General features: G+C 71.5%; 14 protein-coding genes. 7 read left to right on the top strand and 7 right to left on the bottom strand.

What is annotated here, in order from left to right; genetic code table 11:
• Nucleotides 1–21: 21 nt before the first annotated feature.
• A complete protein-coding gene (locus ACXJ1Y_RS16375) occupies nt 22–1,026 on the bottom strand; it encodes an SDR family oxidoreductase (protein ID WP_463847241.1) in 1,005 nt (334 codons plus the stop codon).
• 172 nt (nt 1,027–1,198) lie between these two features.
• On the opposite strand from ACXJ1Y_RS16375, the gene ACXJ1Y_RS16370 reads away from it, so the two are divergent.
• The 4 genes from ACXJ1Y_RS16370 to ACXJ1Y_RS16355 all read left to right on the top strand — a co-directional run bounded on the left by ACXJ1Y_RS16370 (nt 1,199) and on the right by ACXJ1Y_RS16355 (nt 6,063).
• On the top strand, nt 1,199–2,290 hold the full coding sequence (locus ACXJ1Y_RS16370; protein ID WP_463850139.1) for an efflux RND transporter periplasmic adaptor subunit: 1,092 nt from the start codon (nt 1,199–1,201) through the stop codon (nt 2,288–2,290).
• Nucleotides 2,283–5,420, top strand: coding sequence for an efflux RND transporter permease subunit (locus tag ACXJ1Y_RS16365; RefSeq protein ID WP_463847240.1), 3,138 nt, complete (start codon nt 2,283–2,285; stop codon nt 5,418–5,420). The genes ACXJ1Y_RS16370 and ACXJ1Y_RS16365 overlap by 8 nt, the downstream gene beginning before the upstream one ends.
• 78 nt (nt 5,421–5,498) lie before the next feature.
• Nucleotides 5,499–5,768, top strand: a complete 270-nt coding sequence (locus tag ACXJ1Y_RS16360; RefSeq protein ID WP_463847239.1) for a type II toxin-antitoxin system ParD family antitoxin — start codon at nt 5,499–5,501, stop codon at nt 5,766–5,768.
• Complete coding sequence (locus tag ACXJ1Y_RS16355; RefSeq protein ID WP_463847238.1) at nt 5,761–6,063, top strand: type II toxin-antitoxin system RelE/ParE family toxin; 303 nt, start codon at nt 5,761–5,763, stop codon at nt 6,061–6,063. Before ACXJ1Y_RS16360 ends, ACXJ1Y_RS16355 begins: the two co-directional genes overlap by 8 nt.
• 4 nt (nt 6,064–6,067) lie before the next feature.
• Here the strand turns inward: ACXJ1Y_RS16355 and ACXJ1Y_RS16350 are convergent, their stop codons facing one another.
• From ACXJ1Y_RS16350 to ACXJ1Y_RS16330, 5 genes are all read right to left on the bottom strand, one after another.
• The gene (locus ACXJ1Y_RS16350) at nt 6,068–7,000 is read right to left on the bottom strand and encodes a hydroxyacid dehydrogenase (RefSeq protein ID WP_463847237.1); all 933 of its coding nucleotides are present in this window, start codon (nt 6,998–7,000) and stop codon (nt 6,068–6,070) included.
• 20 nt (nt 7,001–7,020) lie between these two features.
• Nucleotides 7,021–8,013, bottom strand: a complete 993-nt coding sequence (locus ACXJ1Y_RS16345) for an Ldh family oxidoreductase (protein WP_463847236.1) — start codon at nt 8,011–8,013, stop codon at nt 7,021–7,023.
• A gap of 195 nt (nt 8,014–8,208) precedes the next feature.
• On the bottom strand, nt 8,209–9,486 hold the full coding sequence (locus ACXJ1Y_RS16340) for a UxaA family hydrolase (RefSeq protein ID WP_463847235.1): 1,278 nt from the start codon (nt 9,484–9,486) through the stop codon (nt 8,209–8,211).
• Between the two features lie 7 nt (nt 9,487–9,493).
• On the bottom strand, nt 9,494–9,781 hold the full coding sequence (locus tag ACXJ1Y_RS16335) for a UxaA family hydrolase (protein WP_463847234.1): 288 nt from the start codon (nt 9,779–9,781) through the stop codon (nt 9,494–9,496).
• 68 nt (nt 9,782–9,849) lie between these two features.
• Complete coding sequence (locus tag ACXJ1Y_RS16330; protein WP_463847233.1) at nt 9,850–10,614, bottom strand: GntR family transcriptional regulator; 765 nt, start codon at nt 10,612–10,614, stop codon at nt 9,850–9,852.
• 352 nt (nt 10,615–10,966) lie between these two features.
• Here ACXJ1Y_RS16330 and ACXJ1Y_RS16325 point away from each other — a divergent pair, with 352 nt between their 5' ends.
• The 3 genes from ACXJ1Y_RS16325 to sorB are packed head-to-tail and all read left to right on the top strand — an operon-like array spanning nt 10,967 to nt 13,868.
• Nucleotides 10,967–12,337: an MFS transporter gene (locus ACXJ1Y_RS16325; RefSeq protein WP_463847232.1), complete on the top strand. Its 1,371-nt coding sequence runs from the start codon at nt 10,967–10,969 to the stop codon at nt 12,335–12,337.
• 20 nt (nt 12,338–12,357) lie between these two features.
• Nucleotides 12,358–13,554, top strand: coding sequence for a SorA family sulfite dehydrogenase catalytic subunit (gene sorA, locus ACXJ1Y_RS16320; RefSeq protein ID WP_463847231.1), 1,197 nt, complete (start codon nt 12,358–12,360; stop codon nt 13,552–13,554).
• Nucleotides 13,554–13,868, top strand: coding sequence for a SorB family sulfite dehydrogenase c-type cytochrome subunit (sorB, locus tag ACXJ1Y_RS16315; protein ID WP_463847230.1), 315 nt, complete (start codon nt 13,554–13,556; stop codon nt 13,866–13,868). The genes sorA and sorB overlap by 1 nt, the downstream gene beginning before the upstream one ends.
• A gap of 13 nt (nt 13,869–13,881) precedes the next feature.
• Here the strand turns inward: sorB and ACXJ1Y_RS16310 are convergent, their stop codons facing one another.
• A complete protein-coding gene (locus tag ACXJ1Y_RS16310) occupies nt 13,882–14,850 on the bottom strand; it encodes a type II secretion system F family protein (protein ID WP_463847229.1) in 969 nt (322 codons plus the stop codon).
• Between the last annotated feature and the right edge of the window lie 3 nt (nt 14,851–14,853).

Raw genomic sequence — 14,853 nt, 5'->3', positions numbered from 1 at the left:
CGCCCGCCGGCCCGTCCCGGTTCAGGAGCGTCGTCCCGACCGGAGCAGGGTCGCGGCGGCGAGGCCGAGGCCCAAAACCGCCGAGGCCATGGCGAGGGGGTGCAGGCTCGCCCGCGTGTAGGCGCTCCGGCGCAGCACCGGGAAGGGCTGGTCGCCGTGGACATGCCCGGTGTCGTCGAGCTGCGGCGCGTGCAGCGCTCCCGCCGGGCGCCGCGGCGCCATGCTGCGCTTCTGCAGGGCGGCGATCTGTCCGGCGAGGTGGTCGTAGGCCCCCGGCGCGAACTCCTTGCCGGCGATGAACATCTTGCCGGCCCCGCCGACCACGATGTCCCGCTGCGGGCGCACGGCGGCGTGCAGGATCGCCCGCGCCACCTCGTCCGCCGAGTAGACCGGCGGCGGCAGCATCGGCTCCCGGTCGAGGTAGTTGCGCGCCCGGCGGGGGAGGGGGGTGTCGATGGAGGCGGGCTTGACCAGCGTCACCGAGATCGGCGCGTCGTCGAGGCGCAGTTCCATGCGCAGGGCGTCGGTGAAACCCTTCACCGCGTGCTTCGAGGCCGCGTACATGCCCTGGTAGGGGAAGGCGAGGTCCGAGGCGATGGAGCCGACATTGATGAGCGCGCCGCCCCGGCGCCGCATCAGCCCGACCGCCACCAGCGAGCCGTTGACGGTGCCCCAGAAGTTCGTGCGCATCAGGCGCTCGTGGTCCTCCTGGCTGACCTCCCCGAGGGAGCCGTAGATCGTCAGCCCCGCGACGTTCACCCAGGTGTCGACGCCGCCGAACGCGGCCATCGCCTTGGCGGCGATCTCCTCCACCTGCTCCCGCTCGCCGACATCGGCGCCGACGCCCACCGCCTGCCCGCCCTCCCGGACGATGTCGGCGGCGATCCGGTCGAGGGCCGCGCCGCTCCGGGCCGCCAGCACGACCCGCGCGCCCTGGGCGGCGGCCCTCCGCGCCGTGGCCAGCCCGATCCCGGACGAGGCGCCGGTCACGACGATCGTCTGATCCGCGAGGGGTTTGTGCTGCATGGCCGGCGTTCCCGAAACTGACGCGGCCCGCAGGCCGCTCGGGTTGGCTACCCCCGAGACTGCGCTCAAGTTTCCCGATCGTCCGTGCAACGCCGGGTAGGCCAGCGCCGCCGTTTTCGTGTATCGCCTGAAAACCGGGACGATTCGGCAATCGGTGGGAAGGGGATTGGCGTTGGGCCAGGCGCGCAGGGTTCTCTTCACCGGAACGCTGCTCGCCCTCGTCGCGGGCGGTGCCTTCGCCATGACGCGGCCGGGCGCCACCGCCACCCTCGCCGGGTGGCGCGAATCCCTGGACGCCCTCCTGCCCGGCCGGACGCCGGCCCCCGCCGCCCGGCTCCCGGCGCCGCGCACCGCCGTCGAGGACGGGCGCACCGTGGTCCGCCTCACCGCCGCCGAGCGGGCGCGGGTCGGCATCGTCACGAAGGTCCTGCCGGCGGAGCCGCATCCGCGCGAATCCACCGGCTACGGCAGCCTCCTCGACCTCGCCCGCGTCACCGAACTCACGAACAGCTACGCCGGGGCGGTGGCCGCTCTTCAGACCGCCAAGGCCCGCGCCGAGGTCTCGGTGAGCGCCGCCCGCCGGCTCCGGAGCCTCGGCGCGGCGGCGGTCGCCACGGCGCAGATCGAGACCGCCGAGGGCACGGCGCTCACCGAGCAGGCGGCGGTCACGGCGGCGGAATCGCAGGTGCGCACGCTCGCCGCCACCGCCCGGCAGGAATGGGGCGCGGTGATCGGCAAGGCGATCATCGAGCGCGGGGCCCTGGTGACGCGGCTCATCGAGCGCGACGACCTGCTGATGCAGGTGACGCTGCCGCCGGGGGAAGCCCTGGCGAAGCCGCCCCAGACCGCCTTCGCGGAGGTGCCGCCGCAGAGCGTGCGGGTGAGCCTGCGCCTCGTCTCCCCCGCGACGCGCACGGATCCCAGGATCCAGGGCCAGAGCTTCTACTATCTCGTCTCCGGCGACAGCGGGCTCCTGCCCGGCATGAGCGTGATGGCCTTCCTGCCCACCGGCAAGGCCGCCACGGGGGTCCTCGTGCCAGAGGATGCGGTGGTCCATGCCGAGGGCGGCACCTGGGTCTATCGCGGCCTCGGGGACGATTCCTACGTGCGCCACCCCGTGCGGCCCGACGCGCCGATGTCGGCCGACAGCTTCGTCGTGGAGGATCTGCCGGACGGTAGCGAGATCGTCCTGTCGGGGGCGCAGGCGCTCCTGTCGGAGGAGTTGAGGAGCCGCATCCGCGTCGTCGGCGACGACGATGACTGAGGAGAAACCCTCCGGCCTCCAGGCGGCCCTGGTCGGCGCCTCGGTGCGGCTGCCCCGGGTGGTGCTGGCGCTCGCCTGCGCCCTCCTCGTCTTCGGGCTCTCGGCCCTGGCGGGGGCGCGCTACGACGTGTTCCCCGAATTCACGCCGCCCACGGCCACGATCCAGACCGAGGCGCCCGGCCTCGACCCGGAGCAGGTCGAGGTGCTGGTGACGCAGATCGTGGAGGGGGCGGTCGCCGGGTTGCCGGGGCTGGAGACCCTGCGTTCCTCCTCGATCCAGGGCCTGTCCGTGGTCACGGCCACCTTCCGGGCGGGCAGCGGCGTCGATCAGCTACGCCAGCGGGTGAACGAGCGCATCGCCGTCCTGCCGGGGCGCCTGCCGCAGGGCGTCTCGGCGCCGTCGATGACGCCGCTCACCTCCTCGACCCTCACGGTGCTCCTCGTCGGCCTCACCTCCGAGCGGCGGGACGCGATGGCCCTGCGCACGCTCGCCGACTGGACCGTGCGCCCGCGCCTGCAGGCGGTGCCGGGCATCGCCCAGGTCTCGGTCTATGGCGGCGCGGTGCGCTCCCTTCAGGTGCAGGTGCGCCCCGACGACCTGATCCGCCACCAGATCGGCCTCAACGACGTCCTCGCCGCCGCCCGCAAGGCGACCGGCGTGCGCGGGGCGGGCTTCGTGGACACGCCGAACCAGCGCGTCGTGCTGCGCACCGAGGGGCAGGCCCTCACGCCGGAGGCGCTGGGCCGCACGGTGCTCGCCAACGAGGGCGGGGCCAGCGTGATCCTGGCCGACGTCGCCACCGTCACCGCCGCGCCGGAGCCGGCGATCAGCGCCGCCCTGGTCGATGGCAGGCCCGGCGTGCTCATGATGGTCGGCGCGCAGGTCGGCGTCGACACCCTCGCCGTCACCGCCCGGCTCGAAGCCGCCCTCGACGAGTTGCGCCCGGCCCTCGACCGCGAGGGCGTGTCCCTGCGCCCGGACCTGTTCCGCCCGGCCGACTTCGTCGGCGTCGCCACCGGCAACGTGCTGTTCGCCTTAGGCCTCGGCGGCGGGCTCGTGGTGATCGTGCTCCTCGTCTTCCTGGGGGATTGGCGCACGGCGCTCATCAGCGCGGCGGCGATCCCCCTCTCCCTCGTGGCGGCGGCCCTCGTGCTGCAGGCCTGGGGCGAGAGCCTCAACACCATGACGCTGGGCGGCCTCGCGCTCGCCATCGGCGAGGTGGTGGACGACGCAGTGATCGGCGTCGAGAACGTCACCCGCCGCCTGCGCGAGGCCGGGCGGGTCACCCTCGGGCAGCGGGCGCGGCTGGTGCGCGACGCCATCCTGGAGGTGCGCAGCTCCGTCGCCTACGCGACGCTTGCAGTGCTGCTGATGTTCCTGCCGGTGCTGGCGCTGACCGGCATCGCCGGGCGGCTGTTCGGGCCCCTGGCGCTCGCCTATGTCGCGGCCGTCGTCGCCTCGCTCCTCGTCGCCCTGACGGTGACGCCCGCCCTGTCGCTCGTCCTCCTCGGCGGCAGGACCGGGCAGGCCGGGCCGGCGGCGGACCCGCCCGCCGTGCGCTGGAGCCGCCGGTTCTACCTCGCGCTGCTCACCCGCGCCGGCCGCGCGCCGCGGATGGTGATGGCCTTCGGACTCGTCTCGGCGCTGGCCGGGGCGGCGCTCGTGCCCGGCCTCGGCCTGTCCTTCCTGCCCGACCTGCGGGAGGGGCACCTGATCCTCCACATGGTGGCCGCGCCCGGCACGTCGCTGACGGAATCGCAGCGGCTCGGCACCCTCATCACGGCGGACCTGAAGGCCATTCCCGGCGTGCGCGCGGTCGCCTCGCAGATCGGCCGGGCCGAGACCGGCGAGGACACCGCCGGGCCGCATTACAGCGAGATCCACATCGACCTCGAACCCGGCCTCGGCGGGGCGGCGCAGCGTGCCATCGAGGGGCGCATCCGCGACCTGATCGCGGGCTTCCCCGGCCCGGCCTTCTCCCTGAAGTCGTTCCTGACCGAGCGGATCGAGGAGGTCATCTCCGGCTTCACGGCGCCGGTCGTGGTCAACGTGGTCGGCAACGACCTCGACCGGATCGAGGCCGCCGCCCGCGCCGTCGCGCGGGAGCTCGCCGAGGTCCGGGGCGCGCGGGACGTGCAGCAGGCCGCCCCCGCCGGCCTGCCGCAGGTGACGGTCGCCCTGCGGCAGGTCGATCTGCGCCATTGGGGCCTCGATGCGATCGACGTGCTGGAATCGGTGCGCACCGCCTACCAGGGCGACACGGTGGGCCAGACCTACCGGGGCAACGCGGTGTTCAACGTCATCGTCCTGCTGGAGGCCCGCGCGCGGGAGCGCCTGAGCACCATCGGCGACCTGCCCCTGCGCACGCCGGGCGGGCGCTACCTCCGGCTGTCGCAGGTGGCCGACGTCTACGAGAGCACCGGCCGCTATCAGGTGCAGCACCAGGGCGCGCAGCGGGTACAGGCGGTGACGGCCAACGTCGCCGGGCGGGACATCGCGGGCTTCGTTGCGGCGGCCAAGCGCAAGATCGCCAAGGAGGTGCGCCTGCCGGCGGGCGTCTACGTCACCTTCGCCGGCGCCGCCGAGGCGCAGGCGCGGGCGCGGCGCGATCTCCTGTTCCACACGGCCTTGGCCGGGTTCGGCATCGTGGTGCTGCTCGCCATCGTCACCGGCTCCGGGGCGAACCTCACCCTGGTGCTGGCGAACCTCCCCTTCGCCTTCGTCGGCGGCGTCGCGGCGGTGGTGCTGACGGGGGGCACGCTGTCGCTCGGCTCCATCGTCGGCTTCGTCACCCTGTCGGGCATCTCGCTCAGGAACAGCGTGATGATGATCGCCCATTACGAGCAGATGGTCGCCCGCGAGGGCCGCCCCTGGGACAGGGAAACGGCCTTCGAGGGCGCCGCCGACCGGATGGTGCCGATCCTGATGACCTCCCTCGTCACCGGCCTCGGCCTGCTGCCGCTGGCGCTCGGCGCGGGCGAGCCCGGCCGCGAGATCGAGGGCCCGATGGCCGCCGTGATCCTCGGCGGCCTCGTCACCTCGACGGTGCTGAACCTCCTGATCCTGCCGATCCTCGCCCTGCGCTTCGCCCGCTTCCGGCGGGGGGAGGCGTGGCGCGAGGCGGCTTAAAGCGCCTCGGCTCTCGTGATAAGAACATCTGTGAAAAACGCTTATCGCGATGAGCGTCGGCCGCTGCCGAGGGGCGCCATGGCAACGATGACCATCTCCCTGCCCGATCCGATGAAGGAATGGATCGAGGCTCAGATCAAACGGGGCGAGTACGCCAGCACGAGCGACTATGTCCGTGATCTCGTGCGCCGCGACCGGGAGCGGCGGGCCAAGCCCGAGCTGACCCTCGAGGATCTTCGCAGGATCGTGGACGAGTCGCGCGCGAGCGGACCGAGCCCGCTCAAGGTCCGCGATATCCTGGCACGCGCCAGGACGCATGTGCAGGGCGACCCGCCGCCGGATGAGTGACTACCGTCTCACGAAGCGAGCGGAGGCGGACCTGTTCGACATCGCCGTTCACGGCTACCGGCAGTTCGGCGCCCGCCAAGCGGAAGCCTACGCAGCCGGGCTTGAGCACGCGTTCGAACTCCTCGCCGACAATCCCGGCATGGGCCGAAGGGCTGACGTGATCCGGCCGGGCGTGCGCCGGCACGAGCATGCCTCCCACGTCATCCTGTACGAGAGCGTGGGTACCGGCGTCCTGATCCTGGCCCTCGTTCACCGCCGCAGCGTGAGGCGCCTCACGCTGCGGGAGGATGGGTAGACGCCTACAACGCCTCGGCCACGGCCTTGGCGATCATCCGCGAGACGCGCACGTTCGATTCCACCGTCACCCCCGCGATGTGAGGCGTGAGGATGAGGTTCGGGCAGTCCGCGAACACCGCCCCGGCCTCGGCCGAGAGGGGTTCGGCGTCGAACACGTCGAGGGCCGCGCCGCCGAGGTGGCCGTCCCGCAGGGCCTGCGCCACGGCGGCCTCGTCCACGACGCCGCCGCGCGCCGCGTTGATGAGGATCGCGCCCTTCGGCATCCGCGCCAGCATCCGCGCGTCGATGAGCCCGCGCGTCGCGTCGGTCAGGGGTACGTGCAGCGAGAGCACGTCCGCCCCCGCCACGAGGTCCTGCAGGGGCACGCTGGCGACGCGGCCGCCGGGCTGTTCCCAGGCGGGGTGGTCGGCCGGCAGGAAGGGGTCGTGCGCGCTCACCCGCATCCCGAGGGCGGCGGCGCGCTGGGCCGTCTCCCGGGCGATGGAGCCGAAGCCGACGAGGCCGAGGCGCTTGCCGGCAATCTCCCGGCCCATCAGCCGCCCGCGCGGCCATGTCCCGGCGGCGACGTCCGCCGTCGCGCCATAGGCCCCGCGCAGCAGCAGCATCGCCGTGGCGACGACGTATTCGGCCACCGAGACGTCGTTCGCTCCCGTCGCCGGGATCACCGTGATGCCCCGCGCCTGGCAGGCCGGCTGGTCGATGTTGTCGAGGCCGACGCCGAGGCGTCCGACGACGCGCAAGGCCGGGCCGGCGGCGAGGAGCGCCGCGTTCACCTTCGTCCGGTTGCGAACGATCAGCGCCCGCGCTCCGGACAGGGCGGCGCGCAGGTCGTCGGGCCTGTCCACCAGGGTCGGATCGTAGGCCACGTCGAAGCCCGACAGGGATTCGCGGATCGCGTCCTCGTCCATGAACTCGGTGACGACGATGTCCGGCATCTTCTGTTCCTTGGATGGGGTCAGATCGCGGCGATTTCGGCCAGCAGCTTGGCCTCGACCGCGAGCCCGTCGCGCGCGGCCTTGTGGCGAAGCCCGAGCCGGCGCTGGCCGGGCAGGCGCGCGCCGGGCTGGTCCTCGATGGCGGCGGCGAGACCGGCGAAGCGGTCCAGGGCGCCGTCCCCGAAGGCTTGCGGGTCGAAGGCCAGGATGAGCTGGCCGGTGCCGGGCGGGCCGCCCTTGTCGTCGAGGAAGGAGGAGGCGTCGGCCGCGAAGGTCGCGCCGGTCAGGCCGGCGGCCAGCAGCTCCACCATCAGGGCGAGCGCCGTGCCCTTGGCGTCGCCGAGCGGCAGCATGGTGCCCGCGAGCGCGGCGGCGGCGTCGGTGGTCGGGCGGCCCTCGGCATCGACGGCCCAGCCCTCGGGGATCGGCTCGCCCCGCTGCCGGGCCGAGACGATGTTGCCCCGCGCCACCTTCGACAGGGAGAGATCGACCACCACCGGCTCCCGCCCCGGCAGGGGGCAGGCGAAGGCGATGGGGTTGGTGCCGAACACGGCGCGCCGGCCGTTCCAGGGGGCGATGGCCGCCGGGGTGTTGGCGAAGAGCAGGGCGACGAGGCCCCGGCTAGCCAGATCCTCCACGAACAGCCCCGCCGCGCCGCAATGGTGCGAGCGCCGGATCGCGGCGGCGGCGAGGCCGCCCTCCCGCGCCATGCCGGGCAGCGCATCGAGGGCGAGCGCCAGGGCCGGGTAGGCGAAGCCGTGCGCGGCGTCGATGGACGCCACCGCCGGACGGGGGCGGGTGAGGGTGGGGGTCGCGTGGCCGTCGACCTTGCCGGCCTTGGCCTGCGCCGCGTAGCTCGGCACCCGCGAGAGACCGTGGCCCTTCAAGCCATCCGCCTCGGCCCGCACCAGGGCGGAGGCGACATGCCGGGCATTGCCCGGCGCCGTGTTCGCCCGGACGAGGGCGTCGGCGACCAACGTCTCGGCGTCCGGGATCGTGAGGATGTCGGCCATGGCGCTCTGAAGGGGTTCAGTTGTCCGTCGTGATCCCACCCTCGTCCTCATCCTGAGGTGCTGCGGAGCAGCCTCGAAGGAGATCTCCAGATCGCTCACGAATCCTGGAGCCCTCCTTTGAGGCCCGCTGGCGCGGGCACCTCAGGATGAGGGGATAGGGTCGGATCAGCCTACCGATGTGCTGAACCGGAGGCGTCACGCGCTCCGGTAGAGCTTCGTCATCACGAATTCCCGGTGGCCGAGGGATTCGGCCGCCGTGAGCCGGCCGTTGGCCGTGCGGACCACCATGTCGATCAGCGCATCGCCCGCCGCGTCGAGCGTCATGTCCCGGCGCAGCACGCCGGTCACGTCCACGTCGATGTGCTCGCCCATGGTGCGCAGCGTCTTCGGGTTGCCGCTGATCTTGATCACCGGCACGATCGGGTTGCCGATCACGTTGCCCTGGCCCGTCGGGAAGGTGTGGATCACGTAGCCTGCCGCCGCCATCAGGGTCACGCATTCGGCCGCCGCCGAGGACGTGTCCATGTAGTAGAGGCCCGGACCCTTGGCCGGGGCTTCCGCCGGCTGCAGGGCGTCGATGTAGCGGCACTCCCGGCCGATCTTCTCCAGGTTGCCGAGCGCCTTCTCCTCGATCGTGGTCAGGCCCCCCGCGATGTTGCCCTTGGTCGGCTGGGAATCCGAGAGGTCATCGGTCTTGTGCGCCTCGATCACGTCTTCCTGGTACGCTTTCCACATCGCGTACCACTTCTCGGCGATTTCCGGGCTCGCCGCGCGCTCGCGGCACAGGTGCTCGGCCCCGGTGATCTCGGAGGTCTCGCCGAACACGCCGTAGATCCCGTGGGGGATTAGCTTGTCATACATGTTGCCGACGGTCGGGCAGGAGGCGAGGCCCGTCGTGGTGTCGGACTCGCCGCATTTGGTCGAGACCCACAGGTCGGTGATCGGGCATTCCTCCTTGGGCAATTCGCTCGCCCATTGCAGGAGGCGCTTGGCGGCGTAGCTCGCCTTGGCGATCGTGGCGATGTCGCCGTGGCCCTCGATGCCGAAGCCGACCACCGGCTTGCCGGTCTTGGCGATGCCTTCCACGACGCGGGCGGTCCAGCCGTCCTCGATGCCGATCACCACCACGGCGGCGACGTTCGGGTTCGCGCCGATGCCGATCAGGGTGCGGAAGTGGATCTCCAGATCCTCGCCGAACTGCAACCGGCCATAGGCGTGCGGCAGGGCCATCGTGCCCTTTATTGTGTTGGCCACCGCCTCGCAGGAGGCGTTCGACAGATCATCGAGGGGCAGGAGGACGACGTGGTTGCGCACGCCGACCCGCCCGTTTTCCCGCCGCCAGCCCATGAAGGTGGCGCCGGCATGATCCGCCGAGGCGCGCGTCGTCGGCAGCGCCTGGGTGGTGAACTGGTCGGGGGCCCCGCCGGCATAAGCGGCGGGCATGGAATGCTCGAAGGCGGCCTGCAAGCTCATGGGACCCTCACCAACGCTTCGTCTTGAGATTGTGGGTGTGGACGTGCTCGCCCTTGGCGATGTCGGCGACGGCCTTGCCGATGTCCTGGCCGTACTTCCACACCGTGTCCCCGGAGCGGATGTCCTGCAGGGCCACCTTGTGGCCGATGGGGATCTCCTGCTTGGCCGTCAGCCGGAAGTCCGAATTGTCGTGCGTGACCACGCACAGCATCTCCGTCCCGGCCATGAGGTTCTCGACCACGACGACGCCCACCGAATCCTTGGGGTCATGGACGAGGAGTTGGGGAACTCCCATTGCGCGCCTCCCGCTGCTTGGTCCGCCTGTCTTGTATAAGACCTAAGAGTGGGCGGTCAAGGGCGGCCTCAGGCCTGGGCGCCGTCCGTGTCGACGATATCGGCCGAGTAGCGGTTCTCCCGGGTGTCGCAGCGGCTGATGCGCAGTTCCACCGGGCGCCCGCTCACGTCGAAGGCGACGCGGACGATCTCCAACAGGGGCAGCCCCTCCGGCACGCCCAGCGCCCGCGCCTCCTCCGGCCCGGCGGCGATGGCCTGGAGCCGCTCCTGCACGCGGGTGATCAGGATGCCGTGGCGCTCTTGGTAGATCACGTACATCTCCTCGCTCATCTCCTCCGTCGCCGGCAGATCGAGGACGGGGATGATCGCGGCCGGCACGACCACGAACTCGTAGATCGAGGGGGCGTCGCGGAGGGTCCGCACCCGGGTGACGGCGTGCAGGGGCACGCCCTCGGGCAGGGCCAGCTGCCGTGCCTCCTCCGCCGTGGCGGGGCGGATCTCCTGCGCGATCAGCCGGCTCTTGGGGGAGAGCCGCGCCCCCTCCGGCGTGACGATGCGGAAGAAGCGGAACAGCACCGTGTCCCGCGCGTGCCGGGCGACGTAGGTGCCGACCCCCTGGCGCCGCACGATCAGCTTCTCGCCCTCCAGCGCGATCAGCGCCTTGCGCACGGTGCCCTGGCTCACCCCGTATTCGGCGGCGAGTTCGTGCTCCGTCGGTAGGAGGTCGCCGGGCTTCCAGGCCCCGTCCGCGATCCGCTTCGTGATGAGGCCCTGGATCTGGACGTAGAGCGGCCTCAGCTCCGGCTTGAAGGTCGCGGTGGGGTGGTCGTTCATCGCGGGCTCGGGGGGGCGTCGGAAGGGCGGCATGCGCTGCCTTGACTGCGTCAGATATCTTATATAAGACTTCCCGACCAGTTGAGTGGCAGACCCTCGCAAAGGGGGCAGGCGAACCGGCTCGGCCGGTTCTATCACAAGCGTTCCTGGGAGGGAGCGATGAGGCGAGAAGCCGGCACCGGCGGGGCCCCCCGTCCCGCGCGCACGCGCCGTCATTCCAAAGACCGACATCGCTGACATACGCTCCGCAGCAGCGGGGCCTTCCGACATGCGCCTCCGGCCCCTTCCGGTAAGGATGGGCGGGGCCGGGGCTCCTCGCGGCCGAGACCGCCAGCCCGGAGATGTCGAGCCAATGACCACGCGCCAGCCCGCACCGCCCGTACCGGAGGCGACGGACCGCAAGACCATCGCCCTCCTCGCCTTCTCGGCGACATCGGGGGTCCTGGTCGAATTCTACGACTTCTTCATCTTCGGCTATGCGGCGGCGAGCGCCTTCCCGCACATCTTCTTCCCGAACATCTCGCCCACCTGGGCGCTGATCTTCTCCTACCTCACCTTCGGCGCCGGCTTCCCGGCCCGCCTCCTCGGGGCCTACCTGTTCGGCCATTTCGGGGACCGCGCCGGCCGGAAGACCTCGTTCCTCATCAACATCCTGATCGTCGGCGCCACGACCTTCGCGGTCGGGTTGCTGCCGGGCTACGACACGATCGGCATCGCCGCGCCGATCCTGCTCGTCACCCTGCGCATCGTCCAGGGGATCGGCCTCGGCGGCGAGTTCGGCGGGGCGGCCTCGCTGCTCGCGGAGTTCGGCGCCACGCGCAAGCACCGGGCCTTCTGGGTGTCGCTGGCCAATCTCGGCATCCCCGGCGGGGCGATGGCGGCGAGCGCGGTGCTCTACATCCTGGCCGACAGCTTCTCGACCTATGGCTGGCGCGTCGCGATGCTGCTCTCGGTGGTCGTGGTGGTGCCCGGCCTGCTCGCCCGGTTCAAGCTCGCGGATTCGCCCCTCTTCGAGCAGCTGAAGGCCAAGGACGAATTGTCCAAGATGCCGAGCCTCGACGTCACGCGGAAGCACTGGCGGCCGATCCTCCTGCTCGCCCTGTTCTGCGCCTTCCAGCAGATGGACGGCTATGTCAGCGGCACCTACGCCATCTCGTTCATGAAGTCGGCGGGCATCCCGCTCGCGACGACGGCGGTGATCATCTTCGTGGCGCGGATCGGCGATGTCCTCGGCGTGGTGATCAGCGGCCCGGCCGCGGATTTCATGACCCGGAAGAAGCTCGGCTACATCGCGGTGATCCTCACGGCCGTGCTGTCCGTGCCCTACGCGCTCGCCATCCTGCACCAGCAGGTCTGGCTGGTGCTCGGCCTGCAATTCGTCATCACCCTCACGGGCGTCGGCATCCTGCACGGGCTCGCGCCGATCCTGACCTCGGAGAGCTTCCCGACCAAGTACCGCTATTCCGGCGCGGGCATCTCCTACAGCCTGTCGGCGATCCTCGGCGGCGGCATCGCGCCGCCGCTGCTCGCCGGGCTCATCGGGCAGGACGTGGCGGGGAATTGGTTTTATATTCCTGTCGTCTACGGCATCTACGCCGTCATCGCGGTGGCGGCCCTGGCCCTCACCCCCGAGACGCGGAATCGCCGCCTCGACGAATTCGCCGAGGCCCAGGACGGCCAGGCTGGTGCCAGGAGCAAGGTCGCCTGCGGGGCGCCCACTTGAGTGGCGAAAGGGAGCGGGCGATGATCGACAGGCGAGACCTCCTGAGAGGCATGGCCATCGGGCTCGGCGGGGCGGGCCTCTCGGCCCGCGCCCTGCACGCCGAGGAGGCGATGCTGCCCTTCGGCAACGGTGAGCGCCCGCTGGTCGCCTTTCCCGGCAAGCGCCCGCTCCTGCAGATGACGGCGCGTCCGCCGCAGCTGGAGACGCCGTTCTCGGTCTTCGACCACGGGGCGATCACCCCGAACGACGCGTTCTTCGTGCGCTACCACCTCGCCGACATCCCCACCCGCATCGACCCGGATGCCTTCCGCCTCGACGTGAAGGGCCATGTCGAGCGCCCGCTCTCCCTCTCGCTCGCCGACCTCAAGGGGATGCCGGGGGCGGAGGTGGTCGCGGTCAACCAGTGCTCCGGCAATTCGCGCGGCTTCTTCGAACCACGCATGGCCGGCGGGCAATTGGCCAACGGCGCCATGGGCTGCGCCCGCTTCACCGGGGTGCCGCTGAAGGCGGTGCTCGACAAGGCCGGCGTGAAGGGCGGGGCGGTGCAGGTCGCCTTCGAGGGCCTCGACGGGCCGGTCCTGCCGGAGACGCCGGACTTCGCCAAGGCGCTCACCCTCGACCACGCCCGCGACGGCGAGGTGATGCTGGCCTGGGGCATGAACGGGCAGGATCTGCCCTGGCTCAACGGCTTCCCCCTGCGCCTCGTCGTGCCGGGTTATTACGGCACCTACTGGGTCAAGCACCTCAACGCGGTGAGCGTCCTCGACAAGCCCTTCGAGGGCTTCTGGATGAAGAGCGCCTACCGCATCCCGGACAACGAGTGCGCCTGCACCGAGCCCGGCAAGGCGGCGGACAGGACGGTGCCGATCGGCCGGCTCAACGTCCGCTCCTTCGTGACGAACCTGACGGACGGGCAGGAGGTGAGGGCGGGTCAAGTGCCCCTGCGCGGCATCGCCTTCGACGGCGGATCGGGCATCCGCGCGGTCGAGGTCTCCACCGACGACGGCAGGAGCTGGGCGGGGGCGAGCCTCGGCCAGGATCTCGGCCGCTACGCCTTCCGCACCTGGACCAGCGAGGTCGCGCTGGCCCCCGGCGCGCATGCCCTGCGGGTGCGGGCGACGGGCAACGACGGCGGCACGCAGCCGATGGAACCGCGCTGGAACCCGGCCGGGTACATGCGCAACGTGGTCGAGACGACCCGGGTGAGGGCGGCCTGATGAGACTGACCGGATCCGTCGCGCTCCTGCTCGCACTGGGCGGCCCCCTCGCCGCCGCGCCGCAGGATTACGCCCTGCCCGAACCCACGGCGCAGCTGCGGGCGCCCGCCGACCCGGCGCACCGGCCGGGCTTCGAGGCGGCGCAGGGCAATTGCATGGTCTGCCACTCGGTGGACTACATCGCGATGCAGCCGCCGAGGAAGGGGGCGGGGTTCTGGGAGTCCGAGGTGACCAAGATGGTCAAGGTCTACCACGCCCCCGTCGGCGAGGCGGACGCCAAGGCCATCGCCGCCTACCTCGCCGCCACCTATTGAGGGCGGCGCGCCCTCACTGGGTGCGCATGATCTGGATGACCGCCGGGGTGATGATCACCACGAACAGCACCGGCAGGAAGAACAGGATCATCGGCACGGTGAGCTTCGGCGGCAGCGCGGCGGCCTTCTTCTCGGCCTCGATCATGCGCATGTCGCGGCTCTCCTGGCTGAGCACCCGCAGGGCCTGGCCGACCGGGGTGCCGTAGCGCTCGGCCTGGCTGAGCGCTACGGCCACCGCCTTCACCGGCTCCAGGGCCGTGCGCATCACGAGGTTCTCGTAGGCCATGCGCCGGTCCGGCAGGAACGACATCTCGGCCACCATCACCGCCAGTTCCTCCGCGAGGACCACGGACGACACCGCGATCTCGGTGCTCACCTTGCGGAAGGCGTTCTCGATGGCCATGCCGGATTCGACGCAGATCAGCGTCAGGTCGAGGGCGTCGGGCCACGCCTTGCGGATCTCGGTCTGGCGCTTCTTGGCGGCGTTCACGAGGAACACCTCCGGCGCCTTGATGCCGAGGAAGGCCGCGCCGATCGTCATGGCGACGCGCATCAGGTAGGAGACGTCGAACGCCTCCAGGATGAACAGGTAGAAGACCGCCGCGATGAACGCGCCGACCGGCGCCACGAGGCGGAAGAACAGGAAGGCGGTCTCGGCGCCCTGGCCCCGGTAGCCCGCCATCAGGAGCTTGCGCTTGGCGGTGTCCGTGCCGAGCCAGCGGCGCAGGTTGTACCGGTCCACGACCTCCTTCATGTACGCCTTGGGCTCGGTGCGCAGGCTGCCCTTGGTCGTCAGCTTCTCGCGCTCGCGCCGCCGGATGATCTCGCGCTCGTCGCTCACGAGCTTCATCCGCTTGCCGAGCTTGTCGGGTTCGAGGAAGGGCTGCGCCACGGCGAAGGCGGTCGCCGCCGCCGCGAGGGCGGCCAGCGCCGTGCCCACGAAGCGGGCGTCGAACAGCTTTGCGGCGATCTCCTCGACCATCCC

The sequence above is a fragment of the Methylobacterium sp. TK26 genome (genome assembly GCF_055361565.1).
Note: the sequence above shows the minus strand (reverse complement) of the source record. Positions and strands in the feature narration are given on the sequence as shown.